This is a genomic window from Candidatus Uhrbacteria bacterium CG10_big_fil_rev_8_21_14_0_10_50_16 (genome assembly GCA_002774875.1).
Lineage (GTDB): Bacteria > Patescibacteriota > Patescibacteriia > UBA9934 > UBA11717 > UBA11717.
The window spans coordinates 174,256-200,394 of sequence record PCYM01000001.1 but is presented as its reverse complement, the minus strand read 5'-3'; the positions used below and the strand labels follow the sequence as shown (position 1 = coordinate 200,394).

The window sequence follows — 26,139 nt, the reverse complement described above, 5'->3', positions numbered from 1 at the left end:
CGCATGTTTGCCATCACCCTCAACACGAGTGCCTCAACACTCTCATCCACGCCTTCGATGATCGAGAGCCTTGTTCCTGTTGTCATTGGGCTGCTGGTGATAGGAATTCTCGTAGCGGCGCTCTTTGTGTTCCGTGGGTTTCATCTACGCGCGCACCGTAAAGCGGGAGGTAATTTGCACATGCGTGTATTACGTGTTCGGATCCCGCGATTTGTATCGAGCGAGCGTGAGGAAGCATTAGAACTGCGACAAGTGCAGGAAGACATTGCTGTGGCAGAGACGTTTTTTTCGGCGCTCGGTGGACTACCATATCAGAAAGGATTTAATGCATGGTTGCACGGCAGGACAGATCACATTGCATTTGAGATGGTCGTAAAAGCGGGGGTTATTTATTTTTATGTGGCAACGCCTGCGGCTATGAAGGAGCTTATGGTACAGCAGTTGCATGCGCAGTTTCCGGATGCAGAGGTAGAGGAGGCGGAAGATTACAATATGTTTACGCCAACGGGTGTTGTGCTTGGAAGCTATGTCACGTTAAAGCGCGAGGACTTGTTTCCTATTAAAACGTACAAACAGCTTGAATCTGATCCTCTTTATGCCTTGTTGAATGCATTGGCAAAAGTCCCAGAAACAGACGGAGCAGCAATCCAGGTTGTCGCGCGTTCTGCAAAAGGTTCCTGGCGAGAAAGAGGCTTGAACGTTGTCAAATTAATGCAGGAGGGGGCAACAATCAAGCAGGCGTTAAAAGGGAAGAGTCCAAAGGAAGGAGGTTCCGGAATGAAACTTGGGAGTTTGATCTCTGGAAAAAGCGATAAAAATGGTTCTGGGTCGCAGGAGCCGCAGCGTCAGATGAGTGATCGCGAGCGTGAGATGCTTAAAGGGATCGAAGACAAGGCCTCACGTGCAGGGCTTGATGTGAATATTCGTATACTCGTGAGTGCAGAAAACGTTGGATCTGCACAAGCGTCGCTCAATAATATTCTTAATAGTTTTTCGCAATACAACATTTACCAATTCGGGAATAGTTTTGAAAAGAGTGTGCCACGTAATATCTCACGCATGGTGCAAGATTTTATTTATCGCAATTACGTCGATTCTGAAGGATTGGTATTAAACACGGAAGAGCTTGCCAGTTTGTGGCATCCTCCCATGTCGGGCACGCCTGTGTCGAACATTGATTGGCTTGGCGCACGCACAGCACCGGCGCCTGCCGATATGCCAAAGGAAGGAATTTTGCTTGGTCACAATAAATACAGAGGTGCCAAGACGCCGATTCGCATTTCTGCATCGGATCGTCAGCGCCACATGTATTTTATCGGTAAGTCTGGTTCCGGAAAAACCACAGAAATTGTTGCCATGGCGGTGGCCGATATTGTTGCTGGTCACGGTGTTTGCTACGTGGATCCCCATGGAGACGCTATTACGACGATTCTTGGGGCGATTCCACCGGACCGTATTGAGGATGTGGTGGTGTTTGCGCCATATGACACAGACATGCCGGTTGGACTCAACATGTTGGAGGCACCAACGCCTGCGTTGATCGACCTTACGGTGCAGGACATGATTTCCATTTTCTATAAGTTGTTTCCGCCAGACATGATCGGGCCAACGTTTGAGCATCATATGCGCAACGTGATGCTTACGCTTATGTCAGATTTTGAGAACCCGGGGACGATTGCCGAGATCCCTCGCATGTTTAGCGACGAAGACTTTCAGAAGCAATGGGTTGCAAAGGTTAAGGATCCTGTTGTGCGTGCGTATTGGGAACAAGAGATGGCAAAGGTGAGTGACTTCCATAAGTCCGAGATGTTAGGTTACCTCATCTCCAAGGTTGGTCGTTTTGTGGAGGACGCCATGATGCGCAATATTATTGGTCAAACGCATTCCGGATTTAGTTTCCGCGAGGTGATGGACAAGGAAAAAATCTTGTTGATCGATCTTTCCAAAGGAAAAACAGGAGAGGTAAACGCGCAGCTTTTGGGATTGGTGATTGTGTCGAAACTTCAAATGGCGGCTATGGCACGCGCCGACATGGCAGAGGAGCTGCGAAAAGACTTCTACCTTTATATCGACGAGTTTCAAAACTTTGTGACGCCAAGTATTGCAACAATTCTTTCCGAGGCGCGTAAATATCGACTCGATCTCATTTTGGCTCACCAATACATGAGCCAAGTGGTGCAACGCGGGGACACGGAAATTCGCGACGCGATTTTGGGAAACGTGGGATCGATGTTTGTGAGTCGCATTGGACCGGAGGACACGGACACCTTTATTAAAGTCTTCGCACCAGAGTTTAATGCCAACGACCTCATTAACTCCGATCCGTTTACGTGGTACACAAAGATGATAAAAAATAATACGCAGTTGCCGCCGTTTACTATGACGAGTTTACCGCCCGTCAAATCAAATCCAGAACTTGCAGAAAAAATCCGTCAGCTTGCACGACTTACCTACGGAAAACCGCGTGCACAGGTAGAACGCGACATCGCGCGACGTTCTGGATACGGATCGCCAACACCGCCACCGCCCGTTGCGCCAACACTCCCTGCATCGTTGTAGACTTTTCCACAGGCAACACGTGATCTTGTTCTACTCCAACGCGCGTACAGATGTTATACTGAGGCTACTAAGGAGGCGCCCACAAAAACGTTCTGGGCAAAAAGAAAAATAAAATGCCGTTTCTCCCAACATTCGATGACGCCAACGACCAGTTTGCTCTAGAGCCAAACATGCACGGCCAGAGCGAAGAGGTACGATCACCCGACCAGCGGGTGCGTGTTGCGATTCGTGCTCTGCGACAAATGCGTCAGCAAATGGACAATGTGTTAGACATGCTCGAACGTGGAGAAGGAGACCTGGAACTCGACACGGCGCTCTATAAAACACAAGTGGCTCCTCGTGATGAGGAAGGGGAGGATCGTACTGTAGAAGGTGTGTTTGATGGGGAGCGTATGATGGGGACCGATGGGGTTAAATATAATATTCCTCCCAACTACGCTTCTAAATCCAAACTGGTGGAAGGGGACATTATGAAGCTCGTTATTAAGGAAGATGGATCGTTTATCTTTAAGCAAATCGGACCGGTGGAGCGGGATCGTGTGGTTGGAACGTTGGCCATTGACGATTACGGCAACTATGCGCTCATCGACGAAGACGGAACCTCTTACCACGTTCTCACGGCAAGCGTCACGTATTTTCGAGGGGAGGCAGGCGACGAGATTGTGGGGCTTTTGCCGCAAGGACAGACCGCATCTTGGGCCGCCGTTGAGAATATTATCAAGAAATAGGCCGCCTCAGGGCGGTCTTTTGATTGTGGTATACTGCCTCCACTATGAGCCTTTATCGCACCTATCGACCACAAACATTCAAGGAGGTTACAGGGCAACATCATGTTGTGACGCCAATTCGGCATCAATTAGAAACCGACACCGTGGCACATGCCTACCTGTTTTCTGGACCTCGCGGGATTGGAAAAACAACTATTGCACGATTACTTGCCAAGGCCGTTAACTGTGCAGACCGTAAGGGTGCAGAGCCGTGTGAGGTGTGTCCAGCGTGTAGGTCTATCACAGAAGGTTCCGCAATGGATGTGATTGAGATTGATGCAGCGTCTCACACCGGTGTCGACAATGTGCGCGAGAATGTGATTGAGAACGTGCGTTTTGCGCCCACGCAACTTGCCAAGAAAGTGTTTATTGTAGACGAGGTACACATGCTCTCCAAGGGCGCGTTTAATGCATTACTTAAAACACTCGAAGAACCACCGTCGTACGCGATGTTTATTTTGGCGACCACGGAGTTGCACAAAATTCCAGACACCATTGTGAGTCGGTGTCAGCGGTACGATTTTACCAATGTGCCTGCAGAATTGTTGACGGACCGATTAGACGTAATCGCAAAAAGGGAAGGTGTGCACGTGGACACGTTGGTGTTAGAGGAGATCGCGCGCCGGTCTGGCGGACATGTGCGTGATGCCATTAGTTTACTCGAACAAGTGTTGACGTTGGACGCAAAGTCCATTACAGCCGAGCGGGCACGAGTTGTAATGCCGATCGTGGATGTGGAACAGACCATGCGCTTGTTAACATTGTTAGTGAGTCAAACCGTCGATCAAGCACTCCATTGCGTACATGAGCTTATTGATACGGGCGCAGAACCTGCAAGACTCGTGGGGGAGATTGTGCAGCTTATGCGATTGGCACTTTTGCAACGTATTGGGGGTGGAGAAGATAAAGGATATACACAGGAGCAACAAGCGGATCTCCGTGCGTGTTTTACGGACGTAAGTATTTCTCGTATTAAGCAGTTGCTGGATCTTTTTTTGTCGGCCCAGACACAGTACAAGGAGTACTCGTATCATCTTCCACAATTAGGCATTGAACTTGCAATTATCGATGCTTGTGATGGCGTACAAATAGCAACCTTACCCCTGTCTCCTATCGTTGAGGCACGACCGGCAGTAATAGAAGCTCCTCAAGAGGTTACGCCGGTGGTGATTGAAAAAAAATCCGTCGTAGTACCCACTGTTGAGGCTGTTCGGATTGATGCGGATCCAAAGGCGGAGACGGTACCAGGTGAAAAGGTGACGTTTGAGATAATTAAACGGTATTGGAGCACGTTTCAAAAAACCGTGCGGGAACGGCATGCATCACTTCCTCTCGCGCTTGAGTTAGCAGAGCCGATACGTGTGGATGGCGGCCGTGCCATTATCAAAGTAAAATTTGAGTTCTACGCGGAGACGGTTAATCAGCCAAAGAATAATCACCTCCTTGCAGGAATCCTCACCGAGGTGGTTGGAGAAAATGTGGGGATACAGGCCATCTTCTCCAATGTGGAGCAGGACCCGCAGGTAACAAGTGTTTTGGAGGCGTTTGGTGGCACGGTGGTAAGCTAAAAACACCTCTCTTGCGGGGTGTTTTTTTTATTGTTGATACAACGTCATGAATAGCATACGTCAAGAGGGATGTAGACCAGCATCATTGGAGAGGGGAAACGTCATGCATAATCTTGCTCGAGGTTGGAGACGGGAACTGCGGGGGATCCTCCGTGCACAGCTCGAACGGGATTCATCCAGTACAGCTGCTCGAATGGTGCTTCCACTAAGATAGACACATCATTTACATATTTCTAAGAGAGTCACTCCTATCTCCTTATGTTCAATATCGAGTCAGGATCGGAATCGTGTGTGAGGCGTGCGGGTCACCAAGTTTTACTGGTCACACAAACGATTGTCACCTAGGAGCTGCCAAGTCGGAGGTCGAAACCGCTCCTGTAACGTCGAAAGACGAGGTGGTTGTGGATAGGGAAACAGGAGAAGAACCGTCGCCTTTTGCAAGAGAAGCTTATCTTGTTATTTCTTCCGTACGAGAGGCTTTGCAGCCTCGTGACAGTCTTCCTCTGTTTAAGCACGTTGCTTCTCAACTAAGTGCTTTAGGGAGTGAACTTGAACGGACAAGACAGGCGAGCACAGGAATGTACAGGACGCTATCAGAAGGATACGCAAGCTGCAAGCAGGTTGTACGCGTTATAAAAGAATAGTCGCTTCAGTAAGAACTCACATTCCTCTCACAAAGAAAAATCACGGCAGCGCCCGTGATTTTTCCTGTGGAAGGGGACAGGGGCTCGCCCTCACCTCTCATGTTCTTCCGAAAATTCGGGTTCGGGTCCGGGCCTCGCCGTTGCGCTTCTCGCCAATATCAGCGCAACATGGCTCCGGCCGTTCTCACCCGTCAAACATGCCTCAATGGCATGTTCTCTCCACCCCATCACACAAAGAAAAATCACGGCGCGCTGCCGTGGTTTTTCTTTGGTTCGGGGACAGGGGCTCGAACCCCGATTCCCAGGACCAGAACCTGGTGTCCTACCATTAGACGATCCCCGAATCTCCATGCCTCAATTAAGGCAACACGAGTGTATCGTATTCACAGGCACCTGTCAACGCGGTATACTTTTAGCATGACCTTCAAAGATCACTACCGATTTTTCCTTATCGTTATACTTCTTATCGCGTTTTTTGGCGCATTGATTGCCGTTAAGATACAGCCGTCACCTCTGGAGCCCCTACATCTGCCAATCGCCGGAGAACGTTAATCTCACACATTGAATCAAATAAAAACTCCTCGAATTGCTCGAGGAGTTTTTACCTACTTGGAAGACTTCTTAACGGTTTGAATATCGATCATTTGCTCTAACCGGCGGATGTCTGCAAGGAGTTCCGAACGTTCCTTGTTAAACATGATGATGTTAAATACGCTCGTTCCACCATTTTTTGCAAACTTACATGGATCTCCGGGAACCTTATTAACCGTCACCTCGTAAAACGATTTAAGCTTTTCGGCCTTTTTGAGCCCTTTGATCTTTACCAGTTTTCCTTCTTGTTTGGCAAAAAATTTCATGGCAGCGGTCGTGCCTTTTATGCGTCGAGATACGCTCACTTTCTCGGGGATGCGAATTAATACGTCGTTGAGAATATGGTCGATTCCGTAGGAGAGTTTATAAAGCTCGACTCGGAACCCACCTGGTCGTGCACCAACCTCCACGATCCTCCACGTGTTATCGTCGCGAATCATCTCAATGTGTGCCGTTGTACTACGTAGACCAAGGGCACGGATTGACGCGGTCGCCGTTTTCTCAGCTGCCGCGACGCTCTCTTTGGTGAGGCGTGTTGGCGTCATTTGCTGATAACCAAAGAAGTCGTCAAATCCAATCGCGCGACCTGTTTTAATCCACACCATCGGGCAGAACGTAATGCGTCCGCGTGTATCAACGTAAGCGTCCACGGAATACATTTCTCCTTCAATGAATTGTTCCACAAGTACAGTTGCTTCCTCCTTACTGTCACGTTCTCGGTAAATACGATTCACCGTTCTAAACGTGCGACGCAAAGCCGCCTCTAATTCTTCTTCATGAAAACAGAGTGTCACCAAAATGCTTTGTGCTAATCCGGTTGGCTTAACAACGAGCGGAAAACCAATTTTTTTCTTAATCTTTTTAATGCTCTCTTTACCTCCATCGTGAACAACCGTGTAGGCAGGCGTAATGGCTTTATCCCAAGCGGCAAAACGGCGTCGCATGGCGAGCTTGTTTGTGGACCAGGAAAGCGAATCCATCGTGGGTGTTCGCAAATAAGGAACGTGCGGAATAATTTGTCGGAACTTCATCATGTTGGCTTCGGACCGGCAGGTGATGGCTAGGAGTCGATCGAGATAGGGCTGCAAAGCCTTGGTAATAAATTTATGATCCGAAAAATCACAGGGAATCAGAACATCAAACATGGATTTATGTTTGAGGATGTAGGTTTTGGAAAGGGAACTGCGAGAGTCATAAATCACACCCACCTTTAGGTTGCGTCCATGGGTGCGGCCGTGTGCCTTTATGATTTTTTCCGCACCAACGGGCATGCGTTCTACAAATAAAACGAGATCCTTACCGGCGTGCCACGATCGTGTTGTCTTTTTGGTTGTTGACATAGATGAGATCCCAGAGGGATTAGTCGTAAGACTCTGGCTGAAGAGACGCCAGTCGTTGAAGCTCCATTGGACGATTATCTTGCAAGAATGGTTGCAAGAGATTGGTTAATTCTTCAAACGTGTGAATGCGTACCAGGGAAGATCGAACTTCTTTTGCACCCTGCATTCCTTTTGTGTACCAGCTCAAATGTTTTCTAAACGTTACAAGACCTTGCTCTCCGTATTGTTCTACGTGTCGTTTGGCATGGCGCAGAACAAGTTCAAAATGTTCACGCACGGTTGGACGGGTTGCAATCGTACCCGTGGTGAGCTGCTCGACGATCTGCGGAAAAATCCACGGATTCCCAAGTGCACCGCGCGCCACCAAGACTCCGTCGGCACCTGTTACGGCAAGCGCACGCTGTGCGTCGTCTGCAGAAAAGATATCACCGTTGGCAAGCACCGGAATCGACACTGCCTCTTTTACGCGCTTTATAATACCCCAGTCCGAGTAACCGGCATAGGCTTGCGCCTTTGTGCGGCCGTGAATCGTAATGAGGTCCGCACCGGCTGCCTCAACAACTTTTGCAAACGCAATACATTCCTCGGGGTCATCCCAGCCCGCACGAATTTTTACAGAGAGAGGACAGGTAATCGCCACTTTCACTTTTTGGATAATCTGTGTGGCAAGCTCAGGGTTTTTCATGAGTGCGGCGCCATTAAAGCTCGACGTCAACTTGTAGACGGGGCATCCCATGTTGATATCAATTCCCTCTGGGTGTGCCGTTTGTTCCACAATCTGTGCAGCCTTGGCCATGGTGTCCGGGTCCGATCCAAAAATCTGTTGAATGATTGGTCGTTCTGCCTCTACAAACTCTACCATCTCCATGGTTTTTTCGTTTGCACGTACTAACGCTTCAGCACTCACCATCTCACGAAACAAAATAGGGGAACCAACTTCTTTGACGGTTTGGCAAAACGCGGAGTCCGTCATGTCTGCCATGGGAGAGAGAGCAATGATTGGCCGCGGAAGATTGTTCCAGTCAAACGCCATAATGACGCAAGACTAGCATAAATACTTGTTTTTGTCGAGAGTCCATGGGGCATCTAGTATCCCGTGTCGTCATTGCGAGTTTCACGAAGCAATCAATTTATTCTTTCTCCCTCCTTTTTGTTTCGCTAAATTGACATCACCCACGATCGGATTGGGCCTGTGCTACGAGAATCGGCGAAGGGGGAGAAATCCTGTATACTGCACTTAATATGCAAATAGGATTTTTCGGTGCCACACGTCAGGTCCCGGGTTCTTGTTACCTCATTAAAACAGGGGACAAACAGATTTTAATTGACTGCGGATACTACCAAGGCGGTGGTATTTGTGATATGCGTAATTACGACGAATTTGGGTTTGATCCAAAACAAGTCGATGTTCTTTTGGTCACGCATGCGCACCTGGATCACGTTGGTCGTATTCCGCGATTGTTCAATCAAGGTGGAAAACCGCAGATTTATTCTACGGGTCCTACAAAGGAGCTTGGGCAGATCAACTTAGAGGACGCGCATCACATTATGCTCATCCATGCGGAGGAATGTCACTTGGACGAACTCTACGGCGAAAAGGATTTGGAAGCGGCGTACAAACGTTGGCAGACCGTTACGTATCGTTCCTCGTTTGAAATCGTGGAGGGTGTGACGGCCACGTTCTATGATACAGGGCACATTCTGGGTTCAAGTTTTGTGGTTTTGGAGTTAGAGGGAAAGCGGATCGCGTTTAGTGGCGACGTAGGTTCTACAATCACACCACTCCTCCATGACACGGAGGCGCTACCAACAAATCTAGATGTTCTCGTTTGCGAATCAACGTATGGAGACCGGCTGCATCCGGAGCGCGAGGAACGCAAGGAACAATTACGTGCAGAGATTCTTCGCAACCACAAACAAAATGGCGTGCTTATGATTCCGGCGTTTTCTATTGAGCGTACACAGGAAATTCTGTTTGAAATGAATGAGCTTATCGAACATGACGGACTCAACCCGGGCCAAGTGTTTTTGGATAGCCCTCTTGCCATTACGGCCATTGCCGTCTTCCAAAAGTACAGTCAGGACACAGAGATGATGCAGTTTGACGTACCGGACGGTTTTACAGATAACAACTTTTTTGCGTTCAAGGAACTTCATGTTACGGACACGGTGGACGCGTCTAAGCAAATCAACCAAGTTCCAAATCCAAAAGTGATTATTGCGGGTTCCGGTATGATGAACGCGGGACGTATTCAACACCATCTTGTTCGCTACTTGGACGACGCCAATAATACGCTTCTTGTTACGGGATATCAGGCACCAGGAACGCTCGGAAATGATATTGCGGAAGGAAAATCACCCGTGCATATTTTTGACTACACCGTGCCTGTACGCGCACGTGTAATAAAGATCGAAAGCTATAGCGGTCATGCGGATTACAATAAACTCGGAAACTGGGTATCGGCCGCGCAACCAAAAAACGTGCAGCTTGTACACGGGGACGTTAAGGCGCAAAAGGCTTTTAAAGCGTATCTTGCTACTAAAGGAGTTGAGAATGTGGAGATGCCAGAATTTGGCACCTGGCTTACGGTGTAAATGTCTGCACGTCGTGCGTGAGTTCGTCGATGGTGAGTTTGTCGCCTGCGTGCAAAAAATAGTCTGTGTCTAAAAATGTTACGGTCGCCTCGCCGGCAGCGCGGATCTCCACAACTTCACCTGGCGTGTAGTAAAACAACTCAATCGGCTCGTTGCTTGTGGTACATGTTGCGCGCGTGCAGAACGTAAATTGTCGGTCGGGCGTCATCCAAACATGACCGCGTGTAGAAAAAAACGAGAGATGATCTGTTGCAATTTCTTTGATTTTAACCTGTGATCGGGAATCGAGCGTGAGGGATGTCCCTTCGAATGTGAGGAGAGCAGGGAGGGATTGTGTCTGAATAGTTGCTCTACTGAGAATGCGTAGTCCCGGAACAAGATGCACCTCTTTGTGCAGGTGTGCAACGCCGTCTGTGGCATCGGCGACCAAAAAAACGGGTCGTGGAGACCAGTCGAGCGTCTGCCAGAGTGCAAATGGAATCGCGAGTACAGCAAAAAGGCGAAGTGCACGTTGTGATCTTCCTATAGACATAAGACTATAGTACGGTGTTTTCTGTCGTGCAGCAAGATGTTATACTAGCGCCATGTGACAAATTATTCCTAAATGTGACTGTATGGCTTTACTCGAATTTTACGGAGAAACGTGTCCGCATTGTGTAGAAATGATGCCAATTATCGACAAGTTGATTGCCGAGGGCGTGGCAATAGAAAAGTTGGAGGTGTGGAATAACGAGGAAAATGCCAAGAAAATGAATGAGGTAAATCAAAATCGTTGCCCTGGCGTTCCGTTCTTTCTTAACACCAAGTCGGATCAATGGATCTGTGGCGGAACAGATGAGGCAACGCTTCGCCTGTGGGCCGCAGGCGAGAAGATTCAAAATTAATATGCGACTGGTGATTTGTGGCAGTTTGACGTTTGTTAAAGAGATGGATGTCCTTAAGACCGAACTCGACGCGTTGGGTCATGAGACAATTGTGCCTCTTAGCGCGGATTTGGTACGGGCGGGAGACCTCGATCTTGCTCAACTCGAGGTGCTTAAACAAGCAGGTCAACACCACACGTTATCCATCCAATATGATGCTATTCGCACGCATTACAAAAAGATTGCGGAAGGCGATGCCGTGTTGGTAACCAATATTGAGAAAAATGGTGTCCCGGGGTACATTGGCGGAAACACATTCCTGGAAATGGGATTCGCCCACGTACTCAACAAGCCGATCTTTGTTCTTTATCCATTACCCAATCTCACCTACACAGACGAGATGCTTGCCATGCAGCCAACGGTGCTCAACGGAAACCTCAACAAAATAACCCTCCACCAAACGGTGTAGGGTTATTTATATTCCTCGGTCCAATGCTCGTTGACGCTCACCTGTAAGTCCAGGTACACGTTTGAGTTGGTTGCGTTTTCAATCTCTCTACGCGCAGACTGACCAATCTCCTTAATACCGCGTCCGCCTTTTCCTACAATCATTCCCTTATATCGATCCGCGTTAGTGATGATACGTGCTTTGATGTAGAGCGTGTTATCGGCGCGACGTTCAATTTCGTCCACTTTTACCGTGAGAGAGTAAGGGACTTCTTCAGAGAGTCGAAGAAACAACTTCTCTCGAATTAACTCTGCAAACCAGAATTCATTGTCGAGGTTGGTAAACTGACCGTGTTCGTAGATCGGATCGCCCTCTGGCAATAATTCGATAAGCGCGTTCACGAGGGCCTTTGTGTGCTGACCATCCTTAGCGGAGAGTTTCACGACGGTGTCATACTCATCGGCCATCGCTTCAAAAGAGGCGAGATAGCGGGGCTGGTAGACGTCAATCTTATTGATCACGAGGACCTTTGGCAGTTTGAGCTCGCGGATAATGCTAAAAATCTTTTTGTCCTCCGGTCCAATTGGGCGCGTTGGGTCTACCACGTGGATCACAATATCGACGTCTTTAAGAGCACTCTGCGCCGTCTTATTAAGATACTTGGTGAGGTTATCACGAGACGTAGTAAAGATTCCCGGTGTATCCACAAAGACAATCTGTCCGTCCTCTGAATGTACGACCCCCTGAATTTGATGCCGTGTTGTTTGTGGTTTTGGAGAGGTAATGGCAACCTTTGTCCCAACCAAACGATTGAGCAAGGTGGACTTGCCAACGTTGGAGCGTCCAAAGAGTGTGACGAATCCTGTTTTCATGCGGGCATACTAGCCTAAAATGCGGCTTTTGTAAAGGGTGGATGTTCCGCTTGACCGAAACGTTTCATTCCTGTTTACTCTCAGCACTATGGAAGTGGTTATTCACAATATTCGCAGCCTCTTTAATATTGGTGCGTGTTTTAGGAATTGTGATGCATTTGGCGTCAAACATCTCTACCTCGCCGGGTATACAGCTACGCCACCTCGACTGGAGATTGCAAAAACGGCGCTTGGAGCGGATGACACCATTCCTTGGTCACACGAACCAGACATCCTCGCGTTGATCGATCGACTGCAGACAGAAGGGAAAGCCGTGGTTGCTTTTGAATCGAACCCGTCTTTTCCGTCAGTGGAAGATGTCCAAGTCCCCTCGGACGCTGTGATTCTCTTTGGTAACGAGCCGGAGGGATTGCCGGAAGACGTGCTTAATGCCGCGGACTTGCGCCTGTACATTCCTATGCAGGGCACAAAAACATCCCTCAATATTTCTGTTGCGTGCGGGGTAGGACTCTATGCACTCACACATAAATAAGTTATACTTTTACTGAATCAAACAACTATGAAACCTCTCAAACTGCTTTTACCACTTGGAATTATTGTGCTTATTTTGGTCGCTGTCTTTGTTTATAAGCCTGGTGCTCCTGGGGTAACAGGTGATCGTGTGGTCTCTGAAGATGGATCCGCGGAGCTTGTAAGCTTCTTTGATGCGCTTGCGGCAAAAAATTATGCCCAGGCAGCCGAGTATGTACAGGCAAACTGTTCATCAAAGCCTTGTTTCGCAGAAAATAAATCAGCAGATGACATTGCGTCCGATCTTAAGACACTGTGTGAAGATCATTTTTGCACACGCGTCGAGATCGATGGGTTAGGCACCGCCACAACATCGGGTCTCTTTCCTCACACAGTGGCGTTTTTGGATAGTGAAGGGAATCGACAACCTGTCTGTATCGATACCGAGTGTCAGATCAAAAAAAATACGACACAGTTTCGTATGAAAAACGTCGATGGGCTCTTTTATCTCGTAGACGTACCTCCAATAAAACTCAACTAACTTATGTTTGTCTCCATTGTCATACCGGCAAAAAACGAGGAGACCAACATTGAACGCTTACTGACTCAGCTCAGCGAGCAATCCTTTAAGGATTTTGAAGTGATTGTTGCCGACGCGTTTTCTACCGATCGCACCCGTGAGATTGCAAAATCGTTGAGTGCGGTTATTGTAGACGGAGGACTGCCGGGAGCTGGGAGAAATTTAGGGGCGGCTGTTGCAAAGGGGGATATCTTTCTCTTTATGGACGCAGACGCCATTTTACGATCTGATCATTTTCTCCAAGATACTCTGAGTGAAATGCGACACAAGCAGCTGGATCTTGCAGCGATTGATGTACGGCCTTCGGACGGGAATCAACTCGATCGACTCACATACCGGTTTTATAACGCGTATACGCACCTTTTAGGAAAACACCTCCCGCACGCGGTAGGCACATGTATGTTTGCAAAACGGTTTGTACACGAAGCAATTGGCGGGTTCGATGAAACCGTTACGCTTGCCGAAGATATGCACTACGCACGCCTTGGCTCAGATGTGGGAGAGTTTGGTATACTACGTTCACATTCGGTGTACACACCCATGCGCCGCTGGAGAAAAGAAGGACGAGTACGCCTTACTATCAAGTACTTCCTCAGTGAAGTCTTTATGATCCTGAGGGGACCGATTCGCAAACCAGCCATCTATGACTTTGAATACAAACAGGATTCTCCGCCTCGTCCTTAGCTGCTTTGTTTTTGTTCTTTTACCATTTGCTGTTTCTGCGGAAACGGTTGACGTCGGTTTTGCGGGTAAGGGCGTCTATTTGTCCCAGCAAGACGTGTATATTGGTCAGACGGTTCGTATCTATGCGCGTTTGAGAAACTATGGAGATGTCGATGCTACGGGCTCCGTTGGGTTTTATATGGCAGATACAAAAATCGGGAATTCTCAGGCAATCTCCTTGCCCGTTGGAGGATTCGATGAAGAAGTGTTTGTGGACTATATCGTTCCCAATCAACCGTTTAATATTGCTGTTAGGATCGAAAGCACAACACCTGTTGATCAGGTTACGGCAAACAACTCGGTTGTAACGATGCTATTACAACCCATTCAGGATCAAGACATGGATACAATTCTGGATGAGCAAGACAACTGTCCACGTGCAGCAAATGCGGACCAACGTGATACGGATGGAGACGGGGTTGGAGATGTCTGTGACATTGACGACGACAACGATGGAATTACAGATGAAGTAGAACAAACCCTCGGGACAGATCCATTGAAGGCTGATACGGACAATGACGGTATATCAGACCTAGATGACGAGGATCCGCTTGTGCCAAATGTTGTCAATGTGCCTGTCTCAGATACTCACGTTGATCAACAAAAAGAGCCTGTACAAGCAAATAGTACCGAGATAGCTGCAACGGAGGATAGTTTATTTGCAAAGTTATTTGCGTTTGGAGAAACCGGCTCAAGTGACGAGCAACCGACAGATCTCGGTGAACCGGAAGCACTTTCCGCAAATGCCATTTTTGAAGTACACAAACTTGGATGGAATACGTTTTCTTTTGAGACGTTTCAATCAGATGTCGTACCTGTAATCGTGGCGTGGGACTTTGGAGATGGCGAACAATCACACGATGCCTCCACGGTTCACGTGTTTTCTGGTGCCGGCACGTACGAGGTTCAGCTCATGGTCACAAGTCAAGATGGAACGATTAACGAGGATCGAGCATTTATCACCATTTCCTTTTTTCATCTTGCAAATCCCGTGTTCCTTGCATTTGTCATTGTGCTAGTGGTTATTCTTCTCCTGTCGCTTGCAACCATCTTGCGACCCTCTAAACATGAGACGGACTAGAAACAGACAACGAGAAGGCGCAGCAGCACCGACCATTGTTGGCGCTGCTGTTTTGTTAGGCGCCACCGCACTCGCCTCACGGGTTCTTGGACTCATCCGCGATCGACTCCTTGCAGGAACATTTGGTGCGGGTGTCGAGCTCGACGTGTATTACGCGGCATTTAGAATCCCAGACCTCATTTTTACATTTTTGGTTCTCGGCGCTTTGTCGGCAGGGTTTATTCCGTTTTTCTCAAAACGCTTTTCTAAAAATTCCGACCTGGCATGGGAGTTCACCAATAACGTGCTACATATCATGGGGGCATTTTTAATCCTCTTGTCCGGAATTGGAATGATCTATACACCGCAGATTCTGCACATGATTGCGCCAGGATTTAATGCGGCAACCGTAGATCAGGCTGTGGGAATCTCTCGCATCATGTATTTTGCGACGATTTTATTGGGACTTTCAAGCGTCTTTGGCGGAGTACTACAAGGCCTTAAACGATTTACACTGTATGCAATCGCACCTTTGCTCTATAACATTGGAATTATTAGTGGTGTTATTGTCACAGGATTTGTTGGCGGTGGTATCGCAACCGTTGCCTGGGGGGTTGTGCTCGGTTCATTTCTTCATTTTCTTATTCAATTAGTGGGGGCGATCCATTCGGGATGGCGATACCGGATGGTTTGGGATTGGAGAGATCCAGATGTTCGTACGCTTTTGTATTTAATGGGACCGCGCATTGTCGGCCTTGGGATATCACAATTAAATCTCATTGTTATGACGGCCATCGCGTCGTTACTAGCAGTAGGGAGTATTGCTATCTTTAATTTTGCAAATAATATTCAATATGTGCCGATTGGAATCGTGGGAATCTCGTTTGCTATCGCCGCGTTTCCTCTGCTTAGTGAGCAAGCAAACAATGAAGACATGGCAAAGATGCGAGCGACAATTTCCACCACCACTCGTAATATCCTGTTTTTGATTATCCCTCTCAGTGTTGTCTTCTTACTATTACGCATTCAAATTGTCCGTGTTGTTTTAGGAGCAGGCGTCATTGATTGGGATTCGACAATTCTCACAGCGCACACGCTAGCATTTTTTGTCCTGAGTTTATTTGCACAAGCCCTCATTCCGTTGCTTGTTCGCGTTTATTTTGCGTTTAAAAACACGCTCACGCCCGCCCTTATTGCGCTAGCTACGGCTGCTATCAATATTGTCCTTGCCCTCTACTGGAGTCACAGCTACGGCGTAGCCGGGATTGCCATGGCGTTTTCCTTGGCAAGTATTTTGCAGCTCATTTGCTTATGGTTTTTTATCTCACGGAAGCTTCACGGACTCGATGAATCAAGAATTTTGCAGTCACTCATTACCTTTTGTGTCGCGAGTTTACTTGGAGGACTCATGATTCAAGCTATGAAGATACTCTACGAACGCGTGATTCCAACGAACACATTTTTTGGTATCCTAGGACAGGGACTCGTGGCGGGTATTGCGGGGCTTATTGTATATATCCTTGCTGCGTGGATCTGGCGCAGCCCAGAACTCACGACGCTTTGGTGTAGCTTACAGCGTCGATTGTTTCGAAAATATCGACTTTCCGAATCCGCAGACTCTGCGATTGAATCTTCCTTTTAATCTATGGCGCATATTCACGATCTTATAGACTTTACGGCTTCTGCTTTTATTGTGCATGAGGATAAAATTCTCCTTGTGCACCATAAAAAACTCAATAAATGGCTCCAGATTGGAGGGCATATTGAACTCGATGAAAATCCGGACCAGGCACTTTTACGGGAGATTCAAGAAGAGTGTGGATTAGAGGTAGAGGTTCTTGCTGAACTGTGTCCGTGTGAAAAAGACGCACAGACAACACCACTTCTACGGCCGCATTTTATCAATATTCATTGGGTAAGTGACACCCACAGGCATTGTGATTTAGGCTATGTTTGCAGGGCGATCACAACGGATCCCGTTTTAGAAGAGGAAGGCGCTCATGCCATTGGTTGGTTTACCGAGGATGAGATCAAAAATCTCGATACGGTCCCAAATTTGATACAATTAGCCGGGCAGGCACTTGAAATCGCCGCCAAAGCACGCTAGGATCTTTTGTGTATCATGTCCTGTCCCATCTACCAGCATTTCTCTAGAACTATCAATTTCCTATGACCGCCCATCAATTACGCCGTGCCTATATCGATTTTTTTGTCTCCAAGGGACACGTGGAGATTCCTTCGGCGTCTTTAGTTCCCGAGAATGACCCGTCTGTGCTCTTTACCACAGCCGGAATGCATCCGCTCGTCCCATATTTAAAAGGGGAGACACACCCTGCCGGAACACGCCTCGTGGACGTACAAAAGTGTGTACGAACAGGCGATATCGACGAAGTAGGAGACAACACGCACCTCACGTTTTTTGAAATGTTAGGCAACTGGTCTCTTGGCGACTATTTTAAACAGGAATCAATCGCGTGGAGTTTTGAGTTGCTCAAGGATGTTTTACACGTTGACATGGATCGGATTGCGGTTTCTGTGTTTGCAGGGGATGATGATTGCGACAATGACCTAAAATCTTTTAACAAATGGCTTGAACTCGGTATCCCAGAAGGTCGCATTGCAAAACTTGGTAAGGAGGATAACTGGTGGCCCGCAGGTGGTAAACATTCAGGACCGCAGGGACCTGACACGGAAATTTTCTACTGGACAGGTACGGATGCTGTGCCAGATACGTTTGATCCCGAGAATAACCTTTGGGTAGAGATTTGGAATAATGTGTTTATGCAGTTTGATCGATCACCAGAAGGTGTCTATACGCCACTTGCAAAGCAAAATGTCGACACAGGCATGGGATTGGAGCGAACATTAGCGGTGCTTACTGGTAAGTCAAACGTGTTTGAGACGGACTTGTTTGTGCCGATCATCGAGGCGATTGAATCTGTTTCACATGCGTCCTACACCGATAACGAGCGAGCCATGCGCATTATTGCGGATCATGTACGGACGTCAGTCATGATGGTTGCCGACGGTGTATTTCCGTCCAACAAAGATCAGGGTTACATTCTACGACGACTGATTAGACGTGCTATACGCCAAATTTCACAACTAAATGAGGTGGCAGCTCTTGAGTCGATCGCTCGTGTTGCGATCAATACACTTGAGCCCGCCTATCCCGATCTTACGGATAAGACCGAGGCGATCATTAATGCGATAAATGCGGAGGAAGCTAAATTTACCAAAACACTTGCAAAAGGTTTGCGTGAATTTGAAAAAATCTTTGATGCACGGAAAAACGTGAGTGGGGAAGAGGCATTTATTCTTTACTCAACCTACGGATTTCCAATCGAATTAACAGAAGAGCTTGTACGAGAAAAGGGTCAACAGGTGGATCGAGAGACGTTTCAGGCAGAATTCACCAACCACCAAAACCTCTCGCGGGCTGGTGCGGAGCAGAAATTTGCTGGCGGATTGGCAGATCACTCAGACGAGACCACGAAGCTCCATACAGCCACACATTTGCTTCATAAAGCGCTCAGAATGGTGCTGGGTGACCATGTGGAGCAAAAGGGAAGCAACATAACCTCTGAGAGGCTTAGGTTTGATTTCTCACATCCAGACAAGCTTACAGACGCGCAAAAAGCTGAAGTTGAGAGCATTGTAAACGAGCAAATTCAAGCGAATCTTCCGATGGGATTTGAGATGATGACCGTAGAGGAAGCCAAAAATGCCGGGGCAATTGGGCTTTTTGAGGATAAATACGCGCTTTTGGGCGACAAAATTAAGGTCTATACCGCGGGTGACGCAGAACAGGGCGTCTTCTCTCGAGAGATCTGTGGCGGGCCTCATGTGGAACACACGGGCGACCTGGGGGCGTTTGCCATTTTGAAGGAAGAATCTTCCTCGTCCGGAATTCGTCGCATTAAGGCTGTGATAGGTAAAACTGCCGTGAAGGCTCGGGAAGGTAAGAAAACCCAATAAACAAGGTGTTTTTACTGCACTGTGGACAGATAAAGGTCAAGTCCTTGACAGATTTAGAGAAAACCCTTAGAATTCCCCTCGTTATCTCCACCTGCAAATTTGTTAAGAATTTGCTAACCTCACCCACGTTACAAACTATGGGTTCGAATAATGACGCAATTGAAGTCCGTGGAGTTGTTGAAGAACTTCTTCCGGGTGCAAAATTCCGAGTGGTGATCGAAAGTGGCCAAGAGGTCACTGCACATCTTGCCGGTAAACTGCGTCGCTTCCGTATCCGGATTTTACCCGGAGACGAGGTGAAAGTGGAGCTGAGTCCATATGATCTCTCGAAAGGTCGCTTGACCTATCGGTTCTAAATGAACTCCCAGGCAATGCCTTGGAACAAATCTATTCCTCGCTGAATAGCAAGACTATGAAAGTACGAGCCTCAACAAAACCGATGTGCCGTAATTGTAAGGTGATTCGAAGGAATCGCCGTGTTTGTGTAATCTGTATCAATCCAAAGCATAAGCAACGACAAGGATAACTATGGCACGAATCGCAGGAGTTAACTTACCGCGCGAGAAGCGCATCGTTATCGGACTCACCTATATCTTTGGTGTGGGGCTTGTAACGTCAAAAAAGATTTTGGCAGAAGCCGGAGTCGACGAATCCCTTCGTGTCAAGGACCTTGCCGAGGCGGATATTTTAAAGATTCGAACCGTTCTCGAGAAGAACCGACATGTGGAGGGAGATTTACGTCGTGAGATTCTTGGAAACATTAAGCGGCTAAAGGACATTGGTTCTTACCGTGGTGAACGTCACACAAAGCGTCTTCCGCTACGTGGTCAGCGAACAAAGACCAATAGCCGCACCATGCGCGGAAATGTACGAAAGACGGCAAGTAGTGGTCGACGAACCGTCGCAAAGAAATAGTCTATGGCTGCAAACAAGAAATCAGTAAAGTCACGCGCTAAAAAGAAGGTCGCACGTCAAGTTCCTCACGGACAGGCGCACATTCACTCTTCTTACAACAACACGATCATTACGATCGCCGACTTGAACGGAAACGCGCTCGCTTGGTCCAGTTCTGGACATCTTGGATTCAAAGGTCCAAAGAAATCTACTCCCTACGCTGCCTCACAGGTCGCAGAAGACGTTGTTAAGAAAGCATCTGCTTATGGCGTCAAGGAAGTCAATGTCTCTGTTAATGGAATTGGTTCAGGACGAGATTCCGCTGTTCGAACATTGAACACGTCGGGTCTCTCAATTCTCTCTGTCACGGATGTAACGCCAACACCGCACAACGGATGTCGCGCGCCAAAACCACGACGCCTCTAGCCTATGGCCATCAAGAAAAAATTAGGAAAATTGAGCCGACGAGAAGGTATTCCATTGTCACCAAGTGTGAGTATCGCCAAGGTCATGCAACGCCGACCTTATGGTCCTGGCATGCATGGCCCAAAGCAAACACGCAAGCGTGTTTCTACCTACGGCCTTCAATTGCGTGAGAAGCAGAAAGCAAAACTTCTGTACGATCTCCGAGAAAAGCAATTCCGCAACTATTACAAGAAAGCAATCCGCACGGATGGTGACACAGGAGTGATCCTTATTCGCCTCCTTGAGTTGCGACTTGAAAACGTTGTTCTCAAAATGGGTTTTGCAAAGACACGTCAACAGGCACGTCAATTGGTTAGCCATAAATACTTTACGGTGAACGGGATTCCCGTCAACATCCGATCGTACAAGGTAAAATCAGGAGACATTGTCGCGTTCAAGGATACAAAGAAAGACAAGAAAATCATGCCCGACTTACTCGTGCATGCAGAAACAGTTACGGTTCCTAGCTGGTTGTCAGTAGATGTCAAAAAGGGTTCTGGACAGGTTTTGAGTGAGCCAGAGGGGGACGATCTCAACCAACCATTCGATCCAACACTCATCATTGAGTTCTACTCACGCTAAGCTTTCTCTATGGACACATTTGTCTATCCATCAACCATCGCGTACGTTCCCGGTGAACAGCCGCACAGTGCAACCCTTACGATCGAGCCGCTGTTTCATGGGTACGGAACCACGATTGGAAATGCCCTACGCCGCGTTCTTCTTTCCTCGCTTCCAGGTGGAGCGTTGACAGGAGTCAAGATCGCAGGAGTTTCACACGAGTTTACAACCATGAATGGCGTTAAAGAGGATGGCGTCGAGATTCGCATGAATCTCAAACAGGTTGCGCTTAAAGTGTTTAGTGACACACCCGTACGACTGAGCCTCTCAAAGAAAGGAAAAGGACCCGTAACGGCTGCGGATTTTGCGGCAAATGCGGATGTAGAGATTGTGAATCCAGAAGCGGTTATTGCAACACTCACGGATGACACAACAACGTTCGAGCTAGAAGTACTTGCAGAAACTGGTTACGGTTATGTGCCAACAGAGGAACGTTCAAGCGAAGAGACAGAAGTAGGTTGGATCAAGCTTGATGCCCTCTACAGCCCGGTAAAAGCGATTGCATTCCGCGTGGAACCTGTTCGTATCGGTGAAATTACAAACTACGATCGCGTGGTTCTCGATATTGAGACCAACGGCGTGATCTCGCCAGAAGAGGCCGTAAAGGCGTCTACGGAGATTTTGATGAAGCACTTCTCATTGTTGACTGGAGATTCCTCCGCAGCCATTGAGACAGGAGCTGACAACGAATAAGTATATGCGACATCGCAACACGACGAAAACATTGGGACGAAAGAAAGCTTCTCGTGAAGCGATGCTTCGTAATCTCGCAACAAGCATTGTGTTACACGAGACAGTGCGTACAACTTCTGCAAAAGCAAGCGTTGTACGTCCAATTGTAGAAAAAGCAGTGACTCGCGGGAAAGAAAGCACCCTTCACGCACGACGAGAGCTTATGAAGCTCTTTATGACAGAAGGGGCTGTGAATAAGGTTCTCGAGATCATTGGACCTCGATACGCAACACGGCCAGGAGGTTACACACGTATTACAAAGATCGGAAGTCGTCTTGGAGATGGCGCCGAAATGGTAGAGATCTCATTTGTGTAATATGAAAACGGTAGAACGAACAACTCATACCATCGACGCCTCGGGAAAAGCTCCAGGTCGTCTTGCTGCAGAAATTTCCATCCTTCTACAAGGGAAGAATCGTACCGACTATGTCCCAAACTGGGATAAAGGCGAGATCGTAAATGTGGAACATGCAAAAATGATGAAGATCACTGGAAACAAGATGACGGATAAGATCTATTATCGTCACTCTGGACATCCAGGTGGACTCAAGCAGCAGAAACTTATGGACGTGTTCGCAGCAGATCCAGGAGAGGTCTTGCGACGCGCTGTATTGCGTATGCTGCCTAAGAATCGACTCCGCACGGAACGAATGAAACGATTGACCATCAAGTAATATGGCGGAAGAAAACAAGTATATTTACGGATTGGGACGTCGAAAGTGTGCGATTGCACAGGTACGCGTCTATCCAAAAGGAAAAGGAGCGTTTACGATCAATGGCCGAGAGATGAAGGATTATCTTCCTGTATTTACCTGGCAAGAACGTGTAAACCTCGCACTCGACAAGGCAGGATTGAAGGATATCGCAGATATCAGTGTCCGCGTCCTTGGAGGTGGAACCCGAGCCCAGGCAGATGCTATCTCGCTTGGAATCGCTCGTGCGCTTATCAAAATGGATGCGGATCTTCGTGCGACATTAAAGCCAGAAGGTTTGCTTTCACGAGATGCGCGTGTTAAAGAACGAAAGAAATTTGGACTCAAGAAGGCCCGCAAAGCCCCACAGTGGTCAAAGCGATAACAAAAACTGCCTTCGGGCAGTTTTTTGCTAGCTCATTTACTCAGAGTTCGGTACGATAGAGCCAATCAGAAACAACCATGAGTCAACTTGCCAAAAATACTGCTTATCTTACTGCCGCATCGATTGGTCAAAAGATTGTCGCTTTTTTTTATTTTGCCGTCATTGCTCGCATGGTTGGGGTGGAGTTTACAGGGAAGTACTTCTTGGCACTGTCCCTCACGACTATGGTCGGTGTGATTGCCGATTTTGGTCTTACTTCTGTCCTTATTCGCGATATTGCCAAACGTCCAGATGAGCAAGAAGGACTCTTGGCGCACGTGATTGGCCTCAAACTAGGGCTAAGTCTCTTGGCAGTTGCAATTGTTGTGGCACTCTCGTTTGCACTTGGATACGACGAGCTCACACGGACACTCATGTACACCGCGAGCCTCGTAATGGTCCTAGATACCTTTCACCTTACCTTTTACGGCGTATTTAGAGGTCACCACCGGCTCGGAACAGAATCAATTGGTATATTTATTGGGCAACTCGTAACGCTTCTTATTGGAGTCGTGAGCTTGATTATCTCACCAAATCTCCTCTTTCTTATTGTTGCCTTAATTGGCGGAAGTCTTTGGAACGTCCTTTTTGCTGCCACGCGTCTGTCTCGCATGGGGATTCATCCATTTAGACTCTCGTTTAGTCGTCAAAAAGCTAAACGATTATTGCGTGTTGCGCTTCCGTTTGCGCTCGCAGCTATTTTTGTAAAGGTCTATTCTACAGCAGACTCGATTTTGTTAGAACGGTTTTTGGGCGATGAAGGTGTAGGGCTCTACAGTATTGCCTACAAACTCACGTATGCGTTCCAGTTCCTTCCAATGGCATTCGTGGCCGCGCTTTATCCAACGCTCAGTACACTTGTCCATAAAAAAGACACAGAGCAACTTACCAGTGTGTTTCACTCGGCGCTTTGGTATATGTCTCTTCTTGCGGTGCCAGTGGTCTTTGGTATTGCAACAACGGCGGACCTGATTGTGCCACTTGTCTACGGGTCAGCCTACTTTGGATCGATTTTACCGTTGCAACTTCTCGTATTTGTTCTTCTCTTTATTTTCCTCGATTTTCCCATTGGTTCACTTTTAAATGCCGATGATCGACAAGGGACAAAAACGTTGATTATGTTTTGGACAATGATTATTAATGTCGTCGCCAACATCGTTTTGATCCCACGATTAGGCATTCTAGGTGCGAGTACCGCCGCGCTTTTAAGTTTTGCCTTCATGTTTATTGTCGGGCTTTTTGCTGTTCGTAAAACACTTCGTCTCGAAGCACGATCGATCCTTGCACGTATTGGGCCCGTACTTTTGTCTGGTCTTTGTATGGCTACCGTTGTTTTGAGCACAAAACCCGTTCTTGGCATTCTTACGATTCCACTCGGAGGCGCTGTCTACGTGACTTGTCTATTTCTTTTCCGATCCGTCAGCCTTGAATCATTTCGGAACGTAAAACGTGGAATGATCGTATGAAATTTCTTACCATTACAATCGACTATCTTCCAATGCCAGGCGGCGTTGCACGCTATATTGATACATTTTGCGAGGCTTTTGGATCGAGCATGCACGTTGTTGCAGATATTGGTGACGTTCAAACGTCTGTTTGTGACAAAACGTTTAGCGTGGAGTACAGGCAATTCATGCAACAAAAATGGCCACGCTGGATGGGAGCCGTGCACGAACTAGCCAAGCGTGATGTTGACCTTATATTTACCCATCACGTCTTACCGCTTGGCATCGCTTGCTTAATGAATAAGCGTCGCACAAACACCGAGTACGTTGTGGTCCTTCATGGGATGGATTTTGACCTGGCCACACGTAATATGTGGAAACGATGGATCACACGACAGGTGCTTCGAGAGGCGCGCGCGGTCGTGACAAATACACACGCTCTTGCACAGCGAGTAGAACGTTTTGTTCATGTAGAGCCCCTTGTTGTGCACCCACAGCCCTACGTCCAAGCAGCGAAATCAATCTCTTCAAACACATTCAGCATTGTGTCCGTTGGTCGTCTTGTAGAACGGAAGGGGATACAGCGTGTCCTCAATGCTCTTACGTTGATTCCACACCTCCACGATCAACTGCATTATTCTATTCTAGGCGGAGACGGTCCATTCAAACAAGAACTCGAGCGTATGATCATTGATCTTGGAATGGAGGATCTTGTGACGCTGACGGTTGATCCAACGGATGAGCAAATCCAGTATGCGTATAAAACGAGTCAACTATTTGTCTTACCGACCGTCACGACAGCGCTTGATCGTGAAGGATTTGGAATTGTCTATCACGAAGCAGCGCAATTTGGTATCCCTTCAATTGCTTCCAATATCCCCGGCGTCGACGAAGCAGTGATTAACGGTCAGACGGGCATTTTGGTCAATTCAGATCAAGAACTTATCGACGCCATGACAACGCTATTCCATAATGAGGAATTACGAAAAACACTAGGAGATAACGCACGCGAGCACGTAAGAACCTCACGTGCTATGATTGAAGACCTGAAGCAAAACCTCGGCCTGTGATTTCTGTCATTATTCCAACCTATAATCATGCAAGTTCGCTTGGAGAGACGATTGAGTCCGTCCTTAAACAGGAGGGGATAGCGTTTGAACTCATTGTTGTAAACGACGGATCAACAGATGAAACGAGTGAGTTACTTGCCGCCTATGAAGATCGACCGAACATAACGGTTATTCATCAAAAGAACAAAGGGAGAAATCCTGCACGCAACCGTGGATTTTTGGAGGCAAAAGGAGATCAACTCATTTTTTTGGACGCAGATGCAGACCTGGACCCCGACACGCTTGTTCGACTCTCGCATGCGCTAATAGCCTCAGACGCAGCGTTTTCTTACGGAGATTTTCGCTATGGTTTCAAGCATTTTATTACAGGCCCTTTTGATGCGGATCGTCTGCGAAAAATGAATTTTGTGCACGTGTCAGCATTGATCAAACGATCGAATTTTCCTGGTTTTGACGACGCAATATTACGTTTTCAAGACTGGGATCTTTGGCTGACAATCACCGAACAAGGGGGACACGGGCTCTACGTACCGGGAGAATCTATGCGATTTTCTACGCAGGAGAAGGGAATTTCTTCTTGGATGCCCAAAGCTTGGTACCACGCCCCATGGAAGTGGCTTCCTTGGATTCGTTCGCGCGTACAGGCCTACGAGGCGGCAAGACGTATTATTCAGGCAAAGCATCATCTCATTTGATCG

General features: G+C 47.7%; 27 protein-coding genes, 1 tRNA gene and 1 pseudogene. 24 read left to right on the top strand and 5 right to left on the bottom strand.

Annotation, left to right across the window (positions count from 1 at the left end; translation table 11 throughout):
• The first annotated feature begins 3 nt into the window (after positions 1–3).
• The 3 genes from COV06_01090 (at position 4) to COV06_01080 (ending at position 4,894) form a co-directional block, all read left to right on the top strand.
• Positions 4–2,559: a hypothetical protein gene (locus COV06_01090; GenBank protein ID PIR47978.1), complete on the top strand. Its 2,556-nt coding sequence runs from the start codon at positions 4–6 to the stop codon at positions 2,557–2,559.
• A 113-nt stretch (positions 2,560–2,672) separates the two neighbouring features.
• Positions 2,673–3,287: a hypothetical protein gene (locus COV06_01085; protein PIR47977.1), complete on the top strand. Its 615-nt coding sequence runs from the start codon at positions 2,673–2,675 to the stop codon at positions 3,285–3,287.
• A 44-nt stretch (positions 3,288–3,331) separates the two neighbouring features.
• Complete coding sequence (locus COV06_01080) at positions 3,332–4,894, top strand: hypothetical protein (GenBank protein PIR47976.1); 1,563 nt, start codon at positions 3,332–3,334, stop codon at positions 4,892–4,894.
• A gap of 913 nt (positions 4,895–5,807) precedes the next feature.
• On the opposite strand, the gene COV06_01075 is transcribed toward COV06_01080, so the two are convergent.
• From COV06_01075 to COV06_01065, 3 genes are all read right to left on the bottom strand, one after another.
• Positions 5,808–5,881, bottom strand: a tRNA-Gln gene (locus COV06_01075).
• 262 nt (positions 5,882–6,143) lie between these two features.
• Positions 6,144–7,469, bottom strand: a complete 1,326-nt coding sequence (locus COV06_01070; GenBank protein ID PIR47975.1) for a hypothetical protein — start codon at positions 7,467–7,469, stop codon at positions 6,144–6,146.
• Between the two features lie 19 nt (positions 7,470–7,488).
• Positions 7,489–8,502 carry a tRNA dihydrouridine synthase DusB gene (locus COV06_01065; GenBank protein PIR47974.1) on the bottom strand — a complete coding sequence of 338 codons (1,014 nt, stop codon included), beginning with the start codon at positions 8,500–8,502 and terminating at the stop codon, positions 7,489–7,491.
• A gap of 209 nt (positions 8,503–8,711) precedes the next feature.
• On the opposite strand from COV06_01065, the gene COV06_01060 reads away from it, so the two are divergent.
• Positions 8,712–10,064 (top strand): hypothetical protein, encoded by a 1,353-nt coding sequence (locus tag COV06_01060; GenBank protein ID PIR47973.1) that lies wholly within the window; start codon positions 8,712–8,714, stop codon positions 10,062–10,064.
• On the opposite strand, the gene COV06_01055 is transcribed toward COV06_01060, so the two are convergent.
• Positions 10,054–10,596 (bottom strand): hypothetical protein, encoded by a 543-nt coding sequence (locus COV06_01055; GenBank protein PIR47972.1) that lies wholly within the window; start codon positions 10,594–10,596, stop codon positions 10,054–10,056. The two genes, COV06_01060 and COV06_01055, sit on opposite strands and share 11 nt — an antisense overlap.
• An 82-nt stretch (positions 10,597–10,678) precedes the next feature.
• On the opposite strand from COV06_01055, the gene COV06_01050 reads away from it, so the two are divergent.
• Positions 10,679–10,948, top strand: coding sequence for a hypothetical protein (locus COV06_01050; protein PIR47971.1), 270 nt, complete (start codon positions 10,679–10,681; stop codon positions 10,946–10,948).
• 1 nt (position 10,949) lies between these two features.
• Positions 10,950–11,396, top strand: coding sequence for a hypothetical protein (locus tag COV06_01045; protein PIR47970.1), 447 nt, complete (start codon positions 10,950–10,952; stop codon positions 11,394–11,396).
• A 2-nt stretch (positions 11,397–11,398) separates the two neighbouring features.
• Here COV06_01045 and COV06_01040 read toward each other — a convergent pair whose 3' ends face one another.
• Positions 11,399–12,247, bottom strand: coding sequence for a GTPase Era (locus COV06_01040; protein ID PIR47969.1), 849 nt, complete (start codon positions 12,245–12,247; stop codon positions 11,399–11,401).
• Positions 12,248–12,335: 88 nt separating this feature from the next.
• On the opposite strand from COV06_01040, the gene COV06_01035 reads away from it, so the two are divergent.
• From COV06_01035 to COV06_00950, 18 genes and pseudogenes are all read left to right on the top strand, one after another.
• A complete protein-coding gene (locus COV06_01035; GenBank protein ID PIR47968.1) occupies positions 12,336–12,779 on the top strand; it encodes an RNA methyltransferase in 444 nt (147 codons plus the stop codon).
• Between the two features lie 27 nt (positions 12,780–12,806).
• Positions 12,807–13,298, top strand: coding sequence for a hypothetical protein (locus COV06_01030; GenBank protein ID PIR47967.1), 492 nt, complete (start codon positions 12,807–12,809; stop codon positions 13,296–13,298).
• 3 nt (positions 13,299–13,301) lie between these two features.
• Positions 13,302–14,021 (top strand): hypothetical protein, encoded by a 720-nt coding sequence (locus COV06_01025; protein PIR47966.1) that lies wholly within the window; start codon positions 13,302–13,304, stop codon positions 14,019–14,021.
• 178 nt (positions 14,022–14,199) lie between these two features.
• A complete protein-coding gene (locus COV06_01020; protein ID PIR48101.1) occupies positions 14,200–15,141 on the top strand; it encodes a hypothetical protein in 942 nt (313 codons plus the stop codon).
• Positions 15,128–16,762 carry a murein biosynthesis integral membrane protein MurJ gene (gene mviN, locus COV06_01015; protein PIR47965.1) on the top strand — a complete coding sequence of 545 codons (1,635 nt, stop codon included), beginning with the start codon at positions 15,128–15,130 and terminating at the stop codon, positions 16,760–16,762. The genes COV06_01020 and mviN overlap by 14 nt, the downstream gene beginning before the upstream one ends.
• Before the next feature lie 3 nt (positions 16,763–16,765).
• Complete coding sequence (locus COV06_01010; GenBank protein ID PIR47964.1) at positions 16,766–17,227, top strand: DNA mismatch repair protein MutT; 462 nt, start codon at positions 16,766–16,768, stop codon at positions 17,225–17,227.
• A gap of 62 nt (positions 17,228–17,289) precedes the next feature.
• On the top strand, positions 17,290–19,098 hold the full coding sequence (locus COV06_01005; GenBank protein ID PIR47963.1) for an alanine--tRNA ligase: 1,809 nt from the start codon (positions 17,290–17,292) through the stop codon (positions 19,096–19,098).
• Between the two features lie 137 nt (positions 19,099–19,235).
• Positions 19,236–19,454: a translation initiation factor IF-1 gene (locus tag COV06_01000; GenBank protein ID PIR47962.1), complete on the top strand. Its 219-nt coding sequence runs from the start codon at positions 19,236–19,238 to the stop codon at positions 19,452–19,454.
• A 56-nt stretch (positions 19,455–19,510) separates the two neighbouring features.
• The gene (locus COV06_00995) at positions 19,511–19,624 is read left to right on the top strand and encodes a 50S ribosomal protein L36 (protein PIR47961.1); all 114 of its coding nucleotides are present in this window, start codon (positions 19,511–19,513) and stop codon (positions 19,622–19,624) included.
• Between the two features lie 2 nt (positions 19,625–19,626).
• Positions 19,627–20,418, top strand: a pseudogene (locus tag COV06_00990) (hypothetical protein).
• 3 nt (positions 20,419–20,421) lie between these two features.
• The gene (locus COV06_00985; protein PIR47960.1) at positions 20,422–21,039 is read left to right on the top strand and encodes a 30S ribosomal protein S4; all 618 of its coding nucleotides are present in this window, start codon (positions 20,422–20,424) and stop codon (positions 21,037–21,039) included.
• A 9-nt stretch (positions 21,040–21,048) separates the two neighbouring features.
• Entirely contained in the window at positions 21,049–21,771 is a 723-nt protein-coding gene (gene rpoA, locus COV06_00980) for a DNA-directed RNA polymerase subunit alpha (protein ID PIR47959.1), read from the top strand.
• 4 nt (positions 21,772–21,775) lie between these two features.
• A complete protein-coding gene (locus tag COV06_00975) occupies positions 21,776–22,126 on the top strand; it encodes a 50S ribosomal protein L17 (GenBank protein ID PIR47958.1) in 351 nt (116 codons plus the stop codon).
• 1 nt (position 22,127) lies between these two features.
• Positions 22,128–22,484 carry a 50S ribosomal protein L13 gene (gene rplM, locus COV06_00970; protein ID PIR47957.1) on the top strand — a complete coding sequence of 119 codons (357 nt, stop codon included), beginning with the start codon at positions 22,128–22,130 and terminating at the stop codon, positions 22,482–22,484.
• Position 22,485: 1 nt separating this feature from the next.
• Positions 22,486–22,887, top strand: coding sequence for a 30S ribosomal protein S9 (locus COV06_00965; protein PIR47956.1), 402 nt, complete (start codon positions 22,486–22,488; stop codon positions 22,885–22,887).
• Positions 22,888–22,964: 77 nt separating this feature from the next.
• The gene (locus COV06_00960) at positions 22,965–24,392 is read left to right on the top strand and encodes a hypothetical protein (GenBank protein PIR47955.1); all 1,428 of its coding nucleotides are present in this window, start codon (positions 22,965–22,967) and stop codon (positions 24,390–24,392) included.
• The gene (locus COV06_00955) at positions 24,389–25,441 is read left to right on the top strand and encodes a hypothetical protein (GenBank protein ID PIR47954.1); all 1,053 of its coding nucleotides are present in this window, start codon (positions 24,389–24,391) and stop codon (positions 25,439–25,441) included. Before COV06_00960 ends, COV06_00955 begins: the two co-directional genes overlap by 4 nt.
• Positions 25,438–26,136 carry a hypothetical protein gene (locus COV06_00950; protein ID PIR47953.1) on the top strand — a complete coding sequence of 233 codons (699 nt, stop codon included), beginning with the start codon at positions 25,438–25,440 and terminating at the stop codon, positions 26,134–26,136. The genes COV06_00955 and COV06_00950 overlap by 4 nt, the downstream gene beginning before the upstream one ends.
• The last annotated feature ends 3 nt before the right edge of the window (positions 26,137–26,139 follow it).